This window comes from Sphingomonas donggukensis, assembly GCF_023674425.1.
Classification (GTDB): domain Bacteria; phylum Pseudomonadota; class Alphaproteobacteria; order Sphingomonadales; family Sphingomonadaceae; genus Sphingomonas; species Sphingomonas donggukensis.
Window position 1 is genome coordinate 589,348 of sequence record NZ_CP098401.1, and the last position, 16,583, is coordinate 605,930.

Sequence of the window (16,583 nt, forward strand, 5' to 3'; positions counted from 1 at the left end):
TCGCGATCTTGGGCGGCGGCACGGCGGGGTGGATGACCGCGTGCCTGATGGCAAAGGCGTGGCCCGCCGCCGACATCACCGTCATCGAAAGCCCCGACATCGGCATCGTCGGGGTGGGCGAGGGATCGACCCCGCAACTCCGCCAGTTCTTCCGCGACCTGGGCATCGCGGAGAGCGAATGGATGCCGGCGTGCAACGCCACGTACAAGGCGGGCATCCGCTTCGTCGGCTGGTCCGATGCAAGCGGCTTCGGCGACTACATCCACCCCTTCGCCAGCGACGTCGATGTCCATAGCGAGGGCGCGTTCCACCACGCCGCCCGCGCGCGTCGGACGGGGCATGACGTGCCCGCGCATCCCGATGCGTTCTTCCTCAACAGCTGGCTGATCGCCAACGCCCGCGCGCCGCTGCCGGCGGCAAATTTTCCGTTCGATGCGAGCTACGGCTATCATTTCGATGCGCATCTGGTCGGCGCGTTCCTGCGCGACCACGCGGTCGGGCGCGGGGTGACGCACGTGGCGCGCACCGTGACCGAGGTCGTGGTGGGGGAGGACGGCGCGGTCCGCCATTTGGCGCTCGACGGCGGCGACACGGTCGCGGCGGACATGTTCGTCGATTGCAGCGGCTTCCGATCGGTGATCGCGCAGGCGGCGCTGGGTGCCAAGTTCCTGCCGTTCGCGTCGAACCTGTTCAACGACCGCGCGGTCGTGATGCCGACGCCGTCCGACCCGACCGGCACCAACGTCCACACGACGTCCACCGCGTTGTCGAGCGGTTGGGCGTGGCACATTCCGCTGACCAGCCGGGTCGGCAACGGATATGTCTATTCCAGCCGCTACATCGACGCCGATGCCGCGGAGGCGGAGCTGCGCGCGCAACTGGGCGTCGGCGATGCCGGGACTGCGCGTCACCTGACGATGAAGGTCGGGCGGATCGAGACGACGTGGACCGGCAACTGCCTGGCGGTCGGCCTGTCGCAGGGGTTCATCGAACCGCTGGAGGCGACCGCGCTGCACATCGTCCAGGCGACCGTCGAGGGCTTCATCGCGGCATGGGAAGGCGGCGGCTTCACGCCGGCACACCGCGACCAGTTCAACACCGTCATTGCCCGCCGGTACGAGGGTATCCGCGATTACATCGTCGCGCACTACCGGCTGAACCAGCGCGGCGGCGGCGAGTATTGGCGCGATGCCGCGGCGATGGACACGCTGAGTGATAGCCTGAAATCGATCATGACCTGCTGGTTCACCGGCGGCGACCTGGTCGCGGAAATCGCGGCGCAGGACATCGGTAAATATTATGCGCCGCTGTCCTGGGGATGCCTGTTCGCCGGATACGGCACCTATCCTGATGCCGCACGGTTGCGCGCGGTTGCCGAGCCTGATGACCCGGCGCGGATCGCGCGTTTCCTGAGCGCGTGCGGATCGAATTTTGCCGGCCATGATGCGGTGCTCGCGTCGCAACGCGTGAGGGAGGACGCATGACCGCAGCGGCGATCGATCTCGGCAACCCGGTCTATGTCGGCGTGCCCAAGCCGCGCCTGTCGCTGGCGCGCATCGTCCAGATGAACATCGGGTTCTTCGGGCTGCAGTTCAGCTTCGGACTGCAACAGGCGAACATGGGGCCGATCTACAGCTTCCTCGGCGCGGACGAGGCGACGATGCCGCTGCTGTGGCTGGCAGGGCCGATGACCGGCCTGCTGGTGCAGCCGTTCATCGGCGCGCTGAGCGACCGTACGGTGACGCGCTGGGGGCGGCGGACGCCGTATTTCCTGATCGGCGCGGTGTTGTGCAGCCTGTGCCTGCTGGCGATGCCCTACAGTCCGGCGCTGTGGGTCGCGGCTAGCCTGTTGTGGATTCTGGACGCGGCCAACAATGTGACGATGGAGCCGTACCGCGCCTATGTCGGCGATCGGCTCGACGCGTCGCAGCGTCCGATCGGCTTCATGACGCAGAGTGCGTTCACCGGCCTTGCGCAGACATTGTCCTACCTGTCGCCGTCGATCCTGGTGTGGTGGGGAATGGACCTGAACGCGGTCGATCCCAACGGCATCCCGCACGTGACGCGCATCGCGTTCCTGATCGGTGCGGTGCTGTCGCTGGGGTCGATCCTGTGGTCGGTGATCCGCGTGCCCGAACTGCCGCTGACGCCCGCGGAAGTCGCCGAGATGCAGAGCCGCCGCCTGTCGTTCGGCGCGGCGCTGGCCGACATTCGCGATGCGGTGGTCGAGATGCCGCCGGCGATGCGCAAGCTGGCGGTGGCGATGCTGTTCCAATGGTATGCGATGTTCGCGTACTGGCAGTACATCAGCCACGCGCTGTCGCGGTCGCTGTTCGGCACGGCGGATGCTGGGTCGGAGGGGTTTCGCCAGGCGGTGCTCGCGACCGGGCAGTTGGGCGGGCTCTATAATTTCGTCGCGTTCGTCGCCGCCTTCGCGCTGATCCCGCTGACCCGCGCGGTCGGCCCGCGGCGAGTGCACGCGGTGTGCGTCGCGTGCTCGGGTTGCGCGATGCTGGCGATCCCGCACATGACTACGCAAGCGGCGCTGGTGCTGCCGATGATCGGCATCGGCCTCGGCTGGGCGAGCCTGATGGGGTGCCCGTACATCATGCTGGCGAACAGCATCCCGCCGGCGCGGACGGGCATCTATATGGGCATCTTCAACATGTTCATCGTCCTGCCGATGCTGGTCGAGACGCTGACCATGCCGCTGATCTACGGCCCGCTGCTGGGCGGCGATGCGCGGAACGTGCTGATGCTCGGCGGCGTGTTCATGCTGATCGCCGGCGGCGCGACGCTGCTGGTCGGGCGCACGCGGACGAGTCAAGATAGCTAAACCCGTTCGTGCTGAGCGTGTCGAAGCACATGATCCGGGCGCCGCGCTCGATCACACGCACTTCGACACGCTCAGTGCGAACGGGGAATAAGGGGAGGGATAGGATGGACCAAGCAACGCGCCGACCGCGCCAGGGATGGGCGGGGCTGTTCAACATCTCGTTCGGATTCTTCGGCATCCAGATCGGCTTCGCGCTCCAGAACGCGAACATGAGCCGCATCTTCCAGTCGCTGGGGGAGAGCCTCGACAACCTCGCCATCCTGTGGATCGCGGCGCCGCTGACCGGGCTGCTGGTGCAGCCGATCATCGGCCATTATTCGGACCGGACCTGGGGCCGGTTCGGGCGGCGGCGGCCGTATTTCTTTGCGGGCGCGGTGCTCGCCGCAGCGGCGCTGATCGGCATGCCGAACGCGGGCGGATTGCTCGCCGCCGCGCTACTGCTGTGGATGCTCGACGCGTCGCTCAACATCTCGATGGAGCCGTTCCGCGCCTTCGTCGGCGACATGCTCGACAAGGACCAGCATACCGCCGGCTATGCGATCCAGACCGCGTTCATCGGCGTCGGCGCGGTGGTGGGATCGGTGACGCCCTATGTCCTCGACCACTTGGGCGTCGCCAACGTTGCGAGCGGCGGCGGGGTGCCCGATACCGTGCGCTACAGCTTCTATTTCGGCGGCGCGGCGCTGTTCGCGGCGGTGTTGTGGACGGTGCTGACGACGCGCGAATATGCGCCTGAGGAAGTCGCGGCGTTCGACGGGCGCGATCCCGCGGTCCACGACGCGCCGCCGGTGCCGCCGGCCTCGACCGGCGCGGGCCTCGCGTGGATCGGCGCGGGGCTCGCGATCGCCGCCGTCGTCTATGTCGCCGACGTCGAGAAAGAGCTTTACCTGCTGGGTGGGTTGGTCGCGCTATACGGCGTCGCCCGCATCGCGGCGGGGGTGCTGTATGCGCGCGGACATACCGACACGCTGCTGACCAACATCGTCGGCGATTTCGCGGGGATGCCGGCGATCATGAAGAAGCTGGCGCTGGTCCAGTTCTTCACCTGGTCGGCGCTGTTCATCATGTGGATCTATACCACGCCGGTCGTCGCCCAATATGCGTTCGGATCGGCCGATCCGGCGAGCGCGGCCTACAACGCCGGCGGCAACTGGGTCGGCATCATGTTCGCGACGTACAATGCGGTCGCCGCCATCGCCGCGCTGTTCGTGCTGCAACCGCTGGCGCGTCGGATCGGGAAGGTGCGCACGCACGCGCTGTGCCTGGGGATCGGCGCGCTCGGCTACTGCTCGTTCCTGGTGGTGCGCGATCCGTATGCGTTGCTGGTCAGCGAGATCGCGATCGGCATCGCCTGGGCGTCGATCCTCGCCATGCCCTACGCGATCCTGGCGTCGGCGCTGCCGCAGGCGAAGCTCGGCATCTACATGGGGCTGTTCAACGTCTTCATCGTCGTGCCGCAGCTGCTGGTCGCGACCGTGATGGGCACGATCGTGCGCCATTTCTTTCCGACCGAGCCGGTGTGGACAATGGCCTTCGCGGCGGGGGTGATGGGGCTGGCGGCGGTCGCGATGCTGCGGGTTCGGGAGGAGTAGGCAGGGGGTTCAGGGAAGGCGCGAAGGCGCTAAGGTGTCTCGCGTTATGCCAGCGTCTCGCGCCAGCGAGACCTTCTCGCACTGAAGCCCGCTTGCGCGGGGAAGGTCACGCGAGACGCAACACCTTCGCGCCTTCGCGCCTTCCCCGAACCATTGCCTCCCTAAACCTTCCCCCGCCGCAGCATCGGGGAGACGACGGGAATCGTCAGCATCGTGCTCGCCACCGCCATCAGCAGCAGCGCGGTGAAGGTCGCACTCGTGATGATGCCCTTGTCGAGCAGGATGTTGGCGAAGATTATCATGATGAGCGCCTTCGTCTGGAGCAGCCAGCCGATCGCCCACGCTTCGCGCTTCGGCCAGCCGAGGATACGCCCGGCGATGCCGACACCGACCAGCTTGCCGCCGACGCTGGCCACCAGCAGCAGCGCGGCGGCGCCGAACACGACCAGGCCGCCGCCCTCCCAACTGGTGCGCAGGCCGGTCGAGAGGAAGAACACCGGCATCACCGCGAGCAGGATGTTGCCGCGGAAGCCGTCCATTTCGCGCTGGTCGAACCATTCGGCATCCAGAATCGCTCCGGACAGGAACGCGCCGACCATGAAGTGCAGGCCGGACCAGTCGGCCCCGAACCCGCACAGCGCCAGCCAGATCAGCCCGACGTACCAGCGGTCACGCTCGGCCAGCCGCCGCATCAGCTTTCGCACCAGCACGGCGGCGACCGCGAAGGCGGCGAGGAAGGCGAGCTGGCGACCCATTCGCTCCCAATCGAGCAGGATGACGGCGAGCACGCCCCAGATCGCGATGTCGTCGACACTCGCATAGCGCAGGATCCGCTGGCCGAGCGGTTCGCGCAGAATCTCGAGCTTCTCCATCAGCAAAATCAGGATCGGCAGCGCGGTGACCGCACACGCCATGCCGATGCCCAGCACGACCTGCCACCGCGCGCCGTTGACGCCCGCCCAGCCCGGCCATTGCAGCAGGATCATCGCGGCAAGGCTGCCTGCGACCAGCGGCACCGCGAGCGCGAGGCCCGCCGTCACGCCCGTCTCGCGCCGCCGCGTCCACGCCTGACGCAGATCGAGTTCGATCCCGGCGACCCACACGAACAGCATCACCGCCCACCACGCGATGCCGTTCAGCGCGCCGATAACCTGCGGCGTGAACACATAGGCGTAATAGGCGGGAAACGCCGCGCCGAGCACGCCGGGGCCGAGGATGATCCCGCCGACGATCTGCACCACTACCAGCGGTGCCCAGTAATCGGTACGCCCCAGCCGCCACACCAGATAGGGCGCGGCAAAGATGATGAGGATCGCGATCAGGAAGATTTCGGCGGTGTTCATGGGAGGGGACCGTCTTCGTTCCGCCCGCGAAACGCAAGTGTCGTCAGCGGTCGATCCGCGTGCGTTTCGTGCCCGTTCCGCGAACGGTCCAGACGTCGCCGAAATCGGGGTGGGTGAGCGGTGCGGGGCGCGTCCCGCCCAAACCCTCGACGATGTCGGGCACGGTGTTGCTGTGGCCGACGATCAGGACGGGCCCGCGCTCGGCGCGGACGGCGGCGAGCAGGTCGGCGGTCCTGGCGGGATCGTAGAGAGTCGGTGTGATCCGTCGCGCGGCAGCAAGCGGCGCCGCGGTCTGGCGCGTGCGGCGAAAATCGCTGACGTAGATCGCGGTCAGGCGCTTGCCGCGAAACCAGCGCACCAGTTTCCGTGCAGAGGCCTGGCCGTTCGGCAACAGGTCGGGATCGCGCTGGCCCTCGGGCGTGTCGAGGTGCCGCATGACATAGGTCTGCGCGGTCGCGGGCGCCGCCGTCAGCACCGCGGCGGCGAGCAGCAGGACGTGTCTCATGGCGCAGCTGTGCGGGATAGGCCCGCAGCCTGCAAGCGCGCCGGCATCAGTCCGCGCAGCGAGTTCCCGATCAGGAACCCGCCCGCGAGATCGGCGGGTGTCAGTTCGGCCTCGACCGCGCGGCCTTCGTCGATCAGCACCCGGCGCAGCACGCCCGGCAGCAGGCCGCGCCCGAGCGGCGGGGTGAGCAGGCGACCGTCGCGCTCGACGAAGGCGGTGGTGAAGCTGCCCTCGGTCAGGAAGCCGTCGCGGTCAACGAACACGACTTCGGGTGCGCCGGCGGCGGTGCGGGCGTCGTCGTAGAAGGCGCGATCGGTGGTCTTGTGGCGCAGGCGGAAGTCGTCGGGCGCGACGGGAAGGGGGGCAAGCGCGACCTCGACCGGGTTCGGCATCGGCGGCGGCAGCGGCGCGGTCTCGATCGCCGTGGTGCCGTCGCGCGACAGCAGCAGGCGCAGGCGGCAGTCCTCCCCCAGTCCCGCGACGGCGGCGTCGAGGGCTGCGTCCACGTCGCCCCACGCGAAGCCCAGCGCCTGCGCCGACGCACGCAGGCGGGCGAGGTGCGCCGCGCGGTACCGCACGCCGCCGTCCGCACCGCAGAACATCGTCTCGATCAGGTCGAATACGGGCATGTCGCGCGTGACGAAGCCGCCCTTGGCGAGACACTCGGCCCATTCGCCATCGGCGCGGCTGTCCGCCACCACCGCCGATCCCAGCCCGACGCTGGCGCGCCCGTCCCGGATCGACAGCGTGCGGATCAGCACGTTGAACGCGGCGTCGCCGTCCGGCGCCAGCCAGCCCATCGACCCGGTGTAGGCGCCGCGGGCATCGCCTTCGACCTCGGCGATGATGCCCATCGCGCGGATTTTCGGCGCGCCGGTGATCGATCCGCAGGGGAAGGTCGCGGCGATCACGTCGATTGCGTCGCGCCCCTCGGCGATGCGCGCGGTGACGGTCGAGGTGAGGGTGTGGAGCGTCGGATAGGTCTCGACCTCGAACAGCGCGGGCACTGCGACGCTGCCGGCCTCGGCGATGCGCGACAGGTCGTTGCGCAGCAGGTCGACGATCATCAGATTCTCGGCGCGCTCCTTTGGATCGGCGACCAGCGCGGCGATGCGGTCGCGGTCCTCCACCGCGGTGCGCCCGCGTGGCGCGGTGCCCTTCATCGGGCGCGCGGTCAGCGCACCGCCTTCGAGCGTGAAGAACAGCTCGGGCGACGTCGAGAGCAGCCACGCGTCCCCGGTGCCGACGATGCCGCCCCAGCCGCCGCTCCCCGCCGTGCGCAGCCGGGCGTAGAGCGCCGCGGGATGCCCCGCGAACGGCACGTCGGCGCGGAAGCTGAGGTTCGCCTGATAGATGTCGCCCGCGACGATATAGTCGGCGACGCGGGCGAAGGCGGCGCGATAGGCGTCGGCGTCGATGCGCGGTACCGGTGCGCCGGCATAGGCGCCTGCCGGGTCGGGCAGCCACGCCGCGACCTCGCCCGGCGACAGCAGCGTGACGCCCTCGAACACGCCGCACCAGACCAGCGGCCCTTCGGGCGCGACCGTTTCGATGCCGGCCAGCCCGGGTTCGAGCGCGAAGCCGGCTTCATAGGCCATATAGCCCGCGGCGTGCCGCCCCTCGGCCAGCGCCGCGCGCAGGCGGGCGAGCGCCGGTGGCACCGACGCCATGTCGGCGGCGACGATGATTTCGATGGGCGCGCGGTACAGCCGCGCCGGTCCGCCCGACGGGCGCAGATCGTCGAGCAGGACGAACGGCATGTCGTCGTTCAGCATGGGACCCTTTGCGGCGCACGCGCGAAGATGGTGGTGCCGGCTGCAGGAATCGAACCCGCGACATCCAGTTTACAAAACTGGCGCTCTACCAACTGAGCTAAGCCGGCATCCGGCGTCCCCATGCGTCAGGTCACGCCGAAGGTCCAGCCCTCGGTCGCCGCAATCGCTGGCGTCAGGGCCGGCGGATGCCAGAGTTCGGCGCGGTGGGCGTTCGCGCGCAGCCACGCGGCGGTCAGGAGCGCGTCGCTGCTGTGGTCGTCGATTTCGCCGGTTCCGGGCACGGCTTCGCTGCCGAGTACGGCGAGCGCGGCGTTGAGCGCGGCGATATCGCGCATCTTGCTGCGGCCCTTCGGACGGCCGGCGTCGCGGGCGGCGATGCTGGTGTAGATTTCCACGACCAGCGATCCGTGGCCGGGATCGGCATCGAACGGCCACACCGGTAGCCGTCCGTCGAGGCGGTGAAGCAGGCGCATGCCGGTCAGGCTCGACTTGCCGACCTGCGCCGCGCCGACCAGGTTCATGTTGCTGTACGGGCTCATCCCTTGCGCGCGCTGGGCGTGTTCGGTCACGCGCAACCGCCCGCGGCCCGTGCCGAAGCGGTCGCCGGTGCGCCCGCCGTGGCGGCGGAAATGGCGCGATGCCTCGACGTGATCGACGAAGGATGTGGCGGCGAGGTGCGGGTCTTCGGCGCAGAGGCGATCGACCAGCGCCCAGAGTGCCTTGGCGTCGGGCGGGCTGTCGTCCCAGCCGGGGAAGAAGGCTCCGGCATCCCGGAAGGGAAGCGACGGGCCGAGATCGAAACCGATCAGGCTGGCGGCGGGAGCGGCCAAGACCCATTCGAGCACGTCGTGACGCGACCAGATGTGTCCGGGGCGGACGAGCGACGGTGCGGCGGTTCCGGGCGTACACTCCGCCACCGCGATGCCGCGCTGGCGCGCGCCGACCGCGCCCGACCAGTCGATCGCGACGAAGCGGGCGAAACGATCAGGGGCGATCACCGAACCTCGCGCGCTGCGGTTTCTTCGCGCGGTCCCACCACGCCCGGGCGATGACGCTGCGGACCCGATCGGGGTCGTCGGAGCCGTAGCGGACAAGCAGGCCCGGCCAGTTCCTGTAATGATCGGTCTGCCAGAAAGTGTCGGGATCGGTCTCGATCAGCACCGCTTTCTCCTCGTGCTGGCTCATCACGTGGAAGCTGCCGGGCTCGCGACCCTGCGACACGAACGCCTTGCCGTTCACCTTCGGACAGGGCGTGCCGTAGAAGTTCTCCATCGCCACGTCGGGCAAGGCGCAGGCGAAGGCGACGACTTCGGCCCAGTCCTTCACCGGATCGCCGCCGCGACGTCGGCGGCGAATTTCGCGATGTCGAAGCGCGCGGGGCCGGGGTCTTCGCCGCGGCGGACCACGACCAGCCGCCGGGATGGGATGACCATGATGTACTGGCCGCGGTTGCCCTGCGCGGCGTAGCTGCCCGCGGGCAAGCCCTGCGCCGGGCCGAACAGCCACATCGTTGCGCCATAGCCGGGGCCGGACGCCGGCTGCGGTCCGCTGGGGCGGGTCATGTACTGCATCCAGCCCGCCGGCAGGATGCGCCGGCCCTGCCAGACGCCGTCCTGCAACCAGAACTGCCCCAGCCGGGCGAAATCGCGCGCGGTGCTCCAGACCTGGCTGGAGATGACGAAATTGCCGCCCCAGTCACGCTCCGCGACGGTGTGGGTCATGCCGAGCGGCGCGAACAGCGCACTGGTCGGGAAGTCGCCGAAGCCGGCGCCCATTACCCGTCCGAGCGACAGCATAGCCAGCAATATGTCGTTGTTGGCATAGCGGAAGCGCGTGCCCACCGGCGCCTCCAGCGGCCAGCCCGGCGCCTGCTCGGCCACCGTCGTGCCGCCGAAATAGATCGCGTCGGTGCGGTTGCCGGCGGTGTCGCTGTGCAGCCCGCTGGCCATGCGCAGCGCGTGATCGTAGGTGATGCCCGCGCGAGGGTCGCCCTCGCCGCTCCAGAGTGCAAGCGGGGTTTTGGTGCCGATGTTCTTTTGCGCGAGACCGGTGCCCATGAGGCTGCCGGTGATGCTCTTGGCGACCGACCATGTGCGATTGGCGACGAACGGGCCGAAGCCCGACCGGTAGCGTTCGGCGACGATGCGGCCATCCTGCACCACGACGACGCCGACCGTCTCGGAATCCTTGCCGTAGGTCGCGCGGTCGAAGGCGGCGGCGACGGTGCGATCGAGCGCCGGAGCGGGACGCGGGGCGATGCCGCGGTCGCCCATCGGCCACGGACGCGGATCGGAGGCAGGCGCGGGTGGCGCGACTGGGCGGGCGCGCGCGGACGCCGGCGCGCCGATGGGCAATGTCGTGCAGCCCCGGCCTCGCGCCCATTCCGCGCGCCGCGGCGGCAGTTTTGGGTCGAATGCGACCGTGACGCTGGCGGTGCGCCGATCTACGCTTGCCGCCAGTGTCGGGACGATTGCGTCATATTCGGGGTAGATGCCGCGCAGTTCGTCGCGGTCGATGTCGGCGGGCGTGCGACCGGCGTTGAAGATCGCCGAGCAATAGGTCGCCGCCTTGTACCCCGCAGCGACGGCGCGCTGATAGGGGGAGGGGGTGGCAGGAGCGACCTGCTGTGCGGTGAGCCGGGCGGAGACAGCGATGGCAGCCGCCGCCAGCCAGCGCGAATGTTGACAAAGTTGACGGCCGAAACGGGGGTCTATCATCGCAGTACAAGAGCAGACGAAATCCAACATTGAAAGCCCGCCCGGTCAGCGGTTGCGGCGACGGTCGTCCCACCATGCCAGCCGTTCGGCCAGACGCTTCTCGAAGCCGCGGTCCGTCGGCGTGTAGAAGGTCTGTGGGCCCAGGTCGTCCGGCCAGTAGTTCGCGCCCGAAAATCCGTCCGCGCTGTCGTGGTCGTATTCATATCCCTTGCCGTAGCCGACGTCCTTCATCAGCTTGGTCGGCGCATTCAGGATATTGTCGGGCGGCATCAGCGATCCGGTTTCGCGCGCCGACTTCCATGCCGCCTTTTGCGCGGCATAAACCGCATTCGATTTGGGCGCGGTGGCGAGGTAGAGGCACGCCTGCGCGATCGCCAATTCACCCTCCGGGGAACCGAGGAAGTCGTAGGTGTCCTTGGCGGCGATGCACTGGACCAGCGCGTTCGGATCGGCGAGGCCGACGTCCTCGACCGCGGCACGAATCAGGCGGCGGAGCAGGAAGAGCGGCTCTTCGCCCGCGGTCAGCATGCGCGCGAGATAGTAGAGCGCGGCCTGCGGATCGCTGCCGCGGATCGATTTATGAAGCGCGCTGATGAGGTTGTAATGCCCTTCGCGATCCTTGTCGTACACCGCCACGCGACGTTGCAGGAAGGCGCTGAGGCCAGCCGGGTCGAGCGGGGCGGGCAGGTCGACCGAGTACAGCGTCTCGACCTGATTGAGCAGGAAGCGCCCGTCGCCGTCCGCACTGGCGACGAGCGCGTCGCGCGCGGCATCGTCGAGCGGGAGCGGGCGTTCCATCAGCGCCTCCGCCCGGTCAAGCAGCAGGTCGAGTGCGGCACGGTCGAGGCGGTGTAGGATCAGCACCTGCGCCCGGCTGAGCAGTGCGGCGTTCAACTCGAACGACGGGTTTTCGGTGGTGGCCCCGACCAGGGTGACGGTGCCGTCCTCGACATAGGGCAGGAAGCCGTCCTGCTGCGCGCGGTTGAAGCGGTGGATTTCGTCCACGAACAGCAAGGTGCGCTGGCCCGCGCGGGCGGCGACCTTCGCCTCGGCGAACGCCTTTTTCAGGTCGGCGACCCCGGAGAACACCGCGCTGATCGCGACGAAGCGCAAGTCGACGGCATCGGCCAGCAGCCGCGCGATGGTCGTCTTGCCGGTGCCGGGCGGACCCCACAGGATGATCGACGACAGCCGACCCGCGGCGACCATGCGCCCGATCGCGCCGGCCGGCCCGGTGACATGGTCCTGTCCGACGACCTCGGCCAGCGTCCTCGGACGCAGCCGGTCGGCGAGGGGGGCGGTGTCGGGCAGGAGGTCGGCGGGTGGTTCTAGCCCGGCGAGAAGGTCTGTCATCCCCCCAAGATAGGGGTCGTGGAGAATTTTGCAGCCGGCTCTTGATAGAGTTGATCTAAGATATATCTTTGACGCATCAAGAATCATCCGAGAGGAAACTATCATGTTCGGACACAATCATCGCATGCATCGCCACTGCGGGCCCACCGGCGGTCGTCGCCAATGGGGGCCGTTCACGGTCGAGTGGGACATTCGCGCTGATGGCGCCGGCGGCGGTCGCGGGCGGCGGCGGATGTTCGCCGGCGACGAACTGCGGCTGGTGCTGCTGAAGCTGATCGAGGAAACGCCGCGCCACGGCTACGACCTGATCCGCGAGATCGAGGAGCGCACCGGCGGCGCCTATGCGCCGAGCCCCGGCGTGGTCTATCCGACGCTGACCATGCTCGCCGATATGGGCCTGATCGGCGAACAGCCGAGCGACGATGCCAAGAAGGTGTTCGCGATCACCACCGCGGGGCAAGCCCACCTGACCGAACGCGAGGAGGAAGTCGCGGCGCTGATGGAGCGACTGGGCGCGCTCGGCGCAATGCGCGAACGGTCGAGCCGCGGGCCGGTCAAGCGGGCGATGGGCAATCTGCGCCAGGTGCTCCAGCACCGGCTGGGCGGGGGTGAGGTCGAGCAGGACACGCTGCACGCCATCGCCGACATACTGGACGATGCCGCGCGCCGGATCGAACGGCTGTGAGCGTGGCGGCGACCGCGCGCGTGCCGACCGCGCAGGCGAGCAAATACCTGCAGCAGCTGTGCAAGCATTGGCAGCATAATCTGGCGGTGACGTTCGATGCGCAGCACGGCACCGTGGTGTTTCCGAAGGATGCGCGCGGTGCCGACTGGCCGGGCAACGCGACGGTGACCTTCGATGCGAAGGACGACGCCCTTGTCACGCGCATCGATGCCAGCGTTGCGGAGCAACTGGACGGCCTGAAAGGCGCCGTCGCCCGCCACCTCGATCGCTTCGCGTTCCGTGAGGCACCACTGACGTTCGACTGGGTCGATCAGCCGTCGATCACGCGCGCGTAAGTGTCGAGCACCGCGTGGTTGATGCGGTCCCACTGGTAGGTCGCGGCGCGGGCGTGGCCGGCGGCGCCCATTGCGCGGCGTGTCGCATCGTCGCGCACCAGCCGCTCGATCGCGTCGGCATAGGCGGCGACGTCGCGCGGGGGGACGAGGTGGCCGGTCACGCCTTCCTCGATCAGGTCGACCGCGCCGGTCGCGCGGGCGGCGACGACGGGGACGGCGCAGGCCATCGCCTCCAGCGTCACGTTGCCGAACGTCTCGGTGACGGAGGGGTTGAAGAATATGTCCATCGACGCGACCGCCCGGCCCAGGTCGTCGCCGGTCTGGAATCCGGCGAAGACCGCGTCGGGGACTTGCTCCGCGAACCACTCGCGTGCGGGGCCGTCGCCGATGACGAGGATGCGGTGCGGCACGCCGCGCCGCGTCAGTTCGGCGGCGACTTCGGCGAAGATGTCGAGCCCCTTTTCCAGCACCAGCCGCCCGAGGAACCCGATCGCGACCGCATCGTCGGCGATGCCCAATCCCCGGCGCCAGCCAAGGTCGCGGCGCTCGGGGCGGAAGCGGGCGTGGTCGATGCCGCGCGACCAGATGCCGATCGGCGTCGTCACGCCCCAGGTCCGCAGGATGTCGGCGATGCTGTTGCCCGGCACCACGACCGCGTTCGCACGATTGTAGAAGCGGGTCAGTGCGCGCTCGATCAACGGCTCGAGGAAGCCGATGCCGTAGTAGCGCGGATAGGTCTCGAAGCGGGTGTGCAACGACGCGACCACCGGGATGCCGCGCAACCGCGCCCAGGTGACCGCGCGGTGACCGAGTATCTCGGGCGCGGAGACATGGACGACGTTGGGCGCGAAGGCCTCAAGGTCTTCCTGCACGGCGCGCGGCAGCCCCTTGGCGAGCTTGTACTCGCCGCGCCCGCCCGGCATCGACCAGGCGGGCACGCTGACCAGGTCGCCGGTCGGCGCGAAGGCGGGCTCCGCGACCGTCGGCGAATACACGCGCACCGTGACGCCCTGCGCCAGCAGATAGCCGACGAGCAGATTGAGCGCCTGGTTCGCACCGTCGCGCACATAGTTGTAATTGCCGCTGAAGAGCGCGACGCGGATGTCGGACGGCTGCATGGGGGCCGGGCATAGCGACGGGGCGGGCGCTTGCCTATCTCTTGGACGACATCGAATGAGGAGCGACGTGCATGTCCGACCTGAACGACTTCCCGATCACCGCGCGCTGGCCGGCGCGGCATCCCGACCGCATCCAGCTGTATTCGCTCACCACGCCCAACGGGGTGAAGGCATCGATCATGCTGGAGGAAACCGGCCTGCCGTACGAGGCGCATCTGGTCGATTTTGCGAGCGACGACCAGAAGTCGCCCGCGTTCCTGTCGCTCAATCCCAACGGCAAGATTCCGGCGATGATCGATCCCGACGGGCCGGGCGGCGAGCCGCTGGCGTTGTTCGAAAGCGGCGCCATCCTGCTGTACCTCGCCGAGAAGAGCGGGCGGTTTCTGGGCGAGGGGCCGGTCGAGCGGTGGCAGGCGATCCAGTGGGTCATGTTCCAGATGAGCGGAGTCGGGCCGATGTTCGGGCAGCTCGGCTTCTTCCACAAGTTCGCGGGCAAGGAGTATGAGGACAAGCGCCCGCGCGACCGCTACGTCGCCGAGGCGAAACGTCTGCTCGGCGTCATGGACGGCGTGCTGGCCGACCGCGAGTGGTTCCTGGCGAGCGGATATTCGATCGCCGACATCGCTATGCTGGGGTGGGTGAACACGCTCACCACCTTCTACGGAGCGCGGGAACTGGTCGGGTTCGACGAGTTTGGCAATGTTGCCAAGTGGCTCGAGCGCGGGCTCGCACGACCCGCAGTGCAGCGCGGGCTGACAATCCCGTCGAAGGAATGACAGCGAGCTTGTTCCCAATACGTTCCTGAATTACCAGTTGGTGATGGCCAAACCCCAGAAACGCTACGTCTGCCAGTCCTGCGGATCGGTCGCCCACCGGTGGGCGGGGCAGTGTTCGGACTGTTCGGAATGGAACACGCTGGTCGAAGATGCGGGCGGGGTCGTGACGCCATTCGCGGCGAAGCATAACCTTCAGGCCGGCGGTCGGGCGATCCTGATGTCGTCGCTCGATACCGACATTGCCTTGCCCGACCGCATGGCGACCGGGATCGCCGAGCTCGACCGTGCGCTGGGCGGCGGGTTCGTGGAGGGGTCGGCGATCCTGATCGGGGGCGATCCGGGGATCGGCAAGTCGACGCTGCTGCTCCAGGCCGCGGCGAAGCTGGCGCTCGCCGGCAAGTCGGTCGCCTATGTCTCGGGCGAGGAAGCCGCGGACCAGGTGCGGTTGCGCGCGCGGCGGCTGGGGCTGGGGAATGCGCCGGTGCAGCTGGCGGCGGCGACGTCGGTGCGCGATATCCTGACGACGGTGGGGCAGGGGACGCCGCCCGACCTGCTCATCATCGATTCGATCCAGACGATGCACAGCGATCTGATCGAGGGCGCGCCGGGTACCGTCAGCCAGGTGCGGGCGTCGTCGGGCGAGCTGATCCGCTTTGCCAAGGAACGCGGGACCGCGGTGGTGCTGGTCGGGCACGTGACCAAGGACGGCGCGATCGCCGGCCCCCGCGTGCTGGAGCATATGGTCGACACGGTGCTGGCGTTCGAGGGCGAGCGCAGCCACCTCTACCGCATACTGCGCGCGACCAAGAACCGCTTCGGCGGCACCGACGAGATCGGCGTCTTCGCGATGGAGACGGGGGGCCTAAGCGAAGTCTCGAACCCGTCGTCGCTGTTCCTGACCAGCCGCGACGAGAACGTGACAGGTACGGTCGTTTTCCCGGCGCTGGAGGGCACGCGCCCGGTGCTGGTCGAGGTGCAGGCGCTGACCGTGCGGCTGGCGTCGGGGGCGACGCCCAGGCGCGCGGTGGTCGGATGGGATAGCGGGCGACTGGCGATGATTCTGGCCGTGCTGGAGGCGCGGTGCGGGCTCAGCTTCTCGGCATGTGAGGTCTATCTGAACATCGCCGGCGGTTACCGCGTGCAGGACCCCGCCGCCGATCTGGCGGTTGCGGCGGCATTGGTGTCGGCGTTGAGCGAGCGCCCGGTCCCGGCCGATGCGGTGGCCTTCGGCGAGCTCGCGCTGTCGGGAGAGGTGCGTCCCGTGGCGCACGGCGCGCTGCGGTTGAAGGAAGCGGCGAAGCTCGGCTTCGGGCGCGCGATGGTGCCCGCCAAGCAGGGCCACGAAGGCGCGGCGATGGAGATGGCGAGTTTCGCCAGCCTCGGGCGGTTCGTTGACCATATGCTGGGGCGCGGATAATCCGGCAACCGTTCGCCCTGAGTAGCCATTGAGCTTGTCGAAATGGCGTATCGAAGGGCAGATGCTTCGATACGGGTCTTCGACAGGCTCAGCCCCTACTCAGCACGAACGGTGGGGATTTGGGATGAGAG

15 protein-coding genes and 1 tRNA gene are annotated in these 16,583 nt (G+C 68.7%); 7 read left to right on the top strand and 9 right to left on the bottom strand.

Annotated features, from left to right (window positions below; genetic code table 11):
- Positions 1–32 precede the first annotated feature (32 nt).
- The 3 genes from M9980_RS02915 to M9980_RS02925 all read left to right on the top strand — a co-directional run bounded on the left by M9980_RS02915 (position 33) and on the right by M9980_RS02925 (position 4,428).
- Complete coding sequence (locus M9980_RS02915) at positions 33–1,484, top strand: tryptophan halogenase family protein (protein ID WP_250753144.1); 1,452 nt, start codon at positions 33–35, stop codon at positions 1,482–1,484.
- Positions 1,481–2,836, top strand: a complete 1,356-nt coding sequence (locus M9980_RS02920; RefSeq protein WP_250753146.1) for an MFS transporter — start codon at positions 1,481–1,483, stop codon at positions 2,834–2,836. Before M9980_RS02915 ends, M9980_RS02920 begins: the two co-directional genes overlap by 4 nt.
- 104 nt (positions 2,837–2,940) lie before the next feature.
- On the top strand, positions 2,941–4,428 hold the full coding sequence (locus M9980_RS02925) for an MFS transporter (protein ID WP_250753148.1): 1,488 nt from the start codon (positions 2,941–2,943) through the stop codon (positions 4,426–4,428).
- 161 nt (positions 4,429–4,589) lie between these two features.
- Here the strand turns inward: M9980_RS02925 and M9980_RS02930 are convergent, their stop codons facing one another.
- From M9980_RS02930 to M9980_RS02965, 8 genes are all read right to left on the bottom strand, one after another.
- A complete protein-coding gene (locus M9980_RS02930; RefSeq protein WP_250753150.1) occupies positions 4,590–5,771 on the bottom strand; it encodes a cation:proton antiporter in 1,182 nt (393 codons plus the stop codon).
- A 43-nt stretch (positions 5,772–5,814) separates the two neighbouring features.
- On the bottom strand, positions 5,815–6,276 hold the full coding sequence (locus M9980_RS02935; RefSeq protein WP_250753152.1) for a SixA phosphatase family protein: 462 nt from the start codon (positions 6,274–6,276) through the stop codon (positions 5,815–5,817).
- On the bottom strand, positions 6,273–8,051 hold the full coding sequence (pabB, locus tag M9980_RS02940) for an aminodeoxychorismate synthase component I (protein WP_250753154.1): 1,779 nt from the start codon (positions 8,049–8,051) through the stop codon (positions 6,273–6,275). Before pabB ends, M9980_RS02935 begins: the two co-directional genes overlap by 4 nt.
- Before the next feature lie 31 nt (positions 8,052–8,082).
- Positions 8,083–8,158 (bottom strand) — tRNA-Thr (locus tag M9980_RS02945).
- An 18-nt stretch (positions 8,159–8,176) separates the two neighbouring features.
- Complete coding sequence (locus tag M9980_RS02950) at positions 8,177–9,046, bottom strand: hypothetical protein (RefSeq protein ID WP_250755041.1); 870 nt, start codon at positions 9,044–9,046, stop codon at positions 8,177–8,179.
- Positions 9,036–9,377, bottom strand: a complete 342-nt coding sequence (locus tag M9980_RS02955) for an MmcQ/YjbR family DNA-binding protein (RefSeq protein WP_250753156.1) — start codon at positions 9,375–9,377, stop codon at positions 9,036–9,038. The genes M9980_RS02950 and M9980_RS02955 overlap by 11 nt, the downstream gene beginning before the upstream one ends.
- On the bottom strand, positions 9,374–10,768 hold the full coding sequence (locus tag M9980_RS02960) for a serine hydrolase domain-containing protein (RefSeq protein WP_250753158.1): 1,395 nt from the start codon (positions 10,766–10,768) through the stop codon (positions 9,374–9,376). The genes M9980_RS02955 and M9980_RS02960 overlap by 4 nt, the downstream gene beginning before the upstream one ends.
- Positions 10,769–10,813: 45 nt before the next feature.
- Complete coding sequence (locus M9980_RS02965; protein ID WP_250753161.1) at positions 10,814–12,121, bottom strand: replication-associated recombination protein A; 1,308 nt, start codon at positions 12,119–12,121, stop codon at positions 10,814–10,816.
- 103 nt (positions 12,122–12,224) lie between these two features.
- On the opposite strand from M9980_RS02965, the gene M9980_RS02970 reads away from it, so the two are divergent.
- On the top strand, positions 12,225–12,806 hold the full coding sequence (locus tag M9980_RS02970) for a PadR family transcriptional regulator (RefSeq protein WP_250753163.1): 582 nt from the start codon (positions 12,225–12,227) through the stop codon (positions 12,804–12,806).
- A complete protein-coding gene (locus M9980_RS02975; RefSeq protein WP_250753165.1) occupies positions 12,803–13,141 on the top strand; it encodes a DUF2218 domain-containing protein in 339 nt (112 codons plus the stop codon). The genes M9980_RS02970 and M9980_RS02975 overlap by 4 nt, the downstream gene beginning before the upstream one ends.
- On the opposite strand, the gene M9980_RS02980 is transcribed toward M9980_RS02975, so the two are convergent.
- Positions 13,117–14,259, bottom strand: coding sequence for a glycosyltransferase family 4 protein (locus tag M9980_RS02980; RefSeq protein ID WP_250753167.1), 1,143 nt, complete (start codon positions 14,257–14,259; stop codon positions 13,117–13,119). The two genes, M9980_RS02975 and M9980_RS02980, sit on opposite strands and share 25 nt — an antisense overlap.
- Before the next feature lie 71 nt (positions 14,260–14,330).
- On the opposite strand from M9980_RS02980, the gene M9980_RS02985 reads away from it, so the two are divergent.
- Together M9980_RS02985 and radA are read left to right on the top strand one after the other, a co-directional pair.
- Positions 14,331–15,035, top strand: coding sequence for a glutathione S-transferase family protein (locus M9980_RS02985; RefSeq protein ID WP_250753170.1), 705 nt, complete (start codon positions 14,331–14,333; stop codon positions 15,033–15,035).
- Between the two features lie 43 nt (positions 15,036–15,078).
- Complete coding sequence (gene radA, locus M9980_RS02990) at positions 15,079–16,452, top strand: DNA repair protein RadA (protein WP_250753173.1); 1,374 nt, start codon at positions 15,079–15,081, stop codon at positions 16,450–16,452.
- Positions 16,453–16,583 lie beyond the last annotated feature (131 nt).

What these genes read in the sequence shown, in the direction of transcription:
- M9980_RS02915 (WP_250753144.1), top strand. Translation starts at nt 33, where the DNA reads ATGACCGCGTGCCTGATGGCAAAGGCGTGGCCCGCCGCCGACATCACC.
- M9980_RS02920 (WP_250753146.1), top strand. Translation starts at nt 1,481, where the DNA reads ATGACCGCAGCGGCGATCGATCTCGGCAACCCGGTCTATGTCGGCGTG.
- M9980_RS02925 (WP_250753148.1), top strand. Translation starts at nt 2,941, where the DNA reads ATGGACCAAGCAACGCGCCGACCGCGCCAGGGATGGGCGGGGCTGTTC.
- M9980_RS02930 (WP_250753150.1), bottom strand. Translation starts at nt 5,771, where the DNA reads ATGAACACCGCCGAAATCTTCCTGATCGCGATCCTCATCATCTTTGCC.
- M9980_RS02935 (WP_250753152.1), bottom strand. Translation starts at nt 6,276, where the DNA reads ATGAGACACGTCCTGCTGCTCGCCGCCGCGGTGCTGACGGCGGCGCCC.
- pabB (WP_250753154.1), bottom strand. Translation starts at nt 8,051, where the DNA reads ATGCTGAACGACGACATGCCGTTCGTCCTGCTCGACGATCTGCGCCCG.
- M9980_RS02960 (WP_250753158.1), bottom strand. Translation starts at nt 10,768, where the DNA reads ATGATAGACCCCCGTTTCGGCCGTCAACTTTGTCAACATTCGCGCTGG.
- M9980_RS02965 (WP_250753161.1), bottom strand. Translation starts at nt 12,121, where the DNA reads ATGACAGACCTTCTCGCCGGGCTAGAACCACCCGCCGACCTCCTGCCC.
- M9980_RS02970 (WP_250753163.1), top strand. Translation starts at nt 12,225, where the DNA reads ATGTTCGGACACAATCATCGCATGCATCGCCACTGCGGGCCCACCGGC.
- M9980_RS02980 (WP_250753167.1), bottom strand. Translation starts at nt 14,259, where the DNA reads ATGCAGCCGTCCGACATCCGCGTCGCGCTCTTCAGCGGCAATTACAAC.
- M9980_RS02985 (WP_250753170.1), top strand. Translation starts at nt 14,331, where the DNA reads ATGTCCGACCTGAACGACTTCCCGATCACCGCGCGCTGGCCGGCGCGG.
- radA (WP_250753173.1), top strand. Translation starts at nt 15,079, where the DNA reads ATGGCCAAACCCCAGAAACGCTACGTCTGCCAGTCCTGCGGATCGGTC.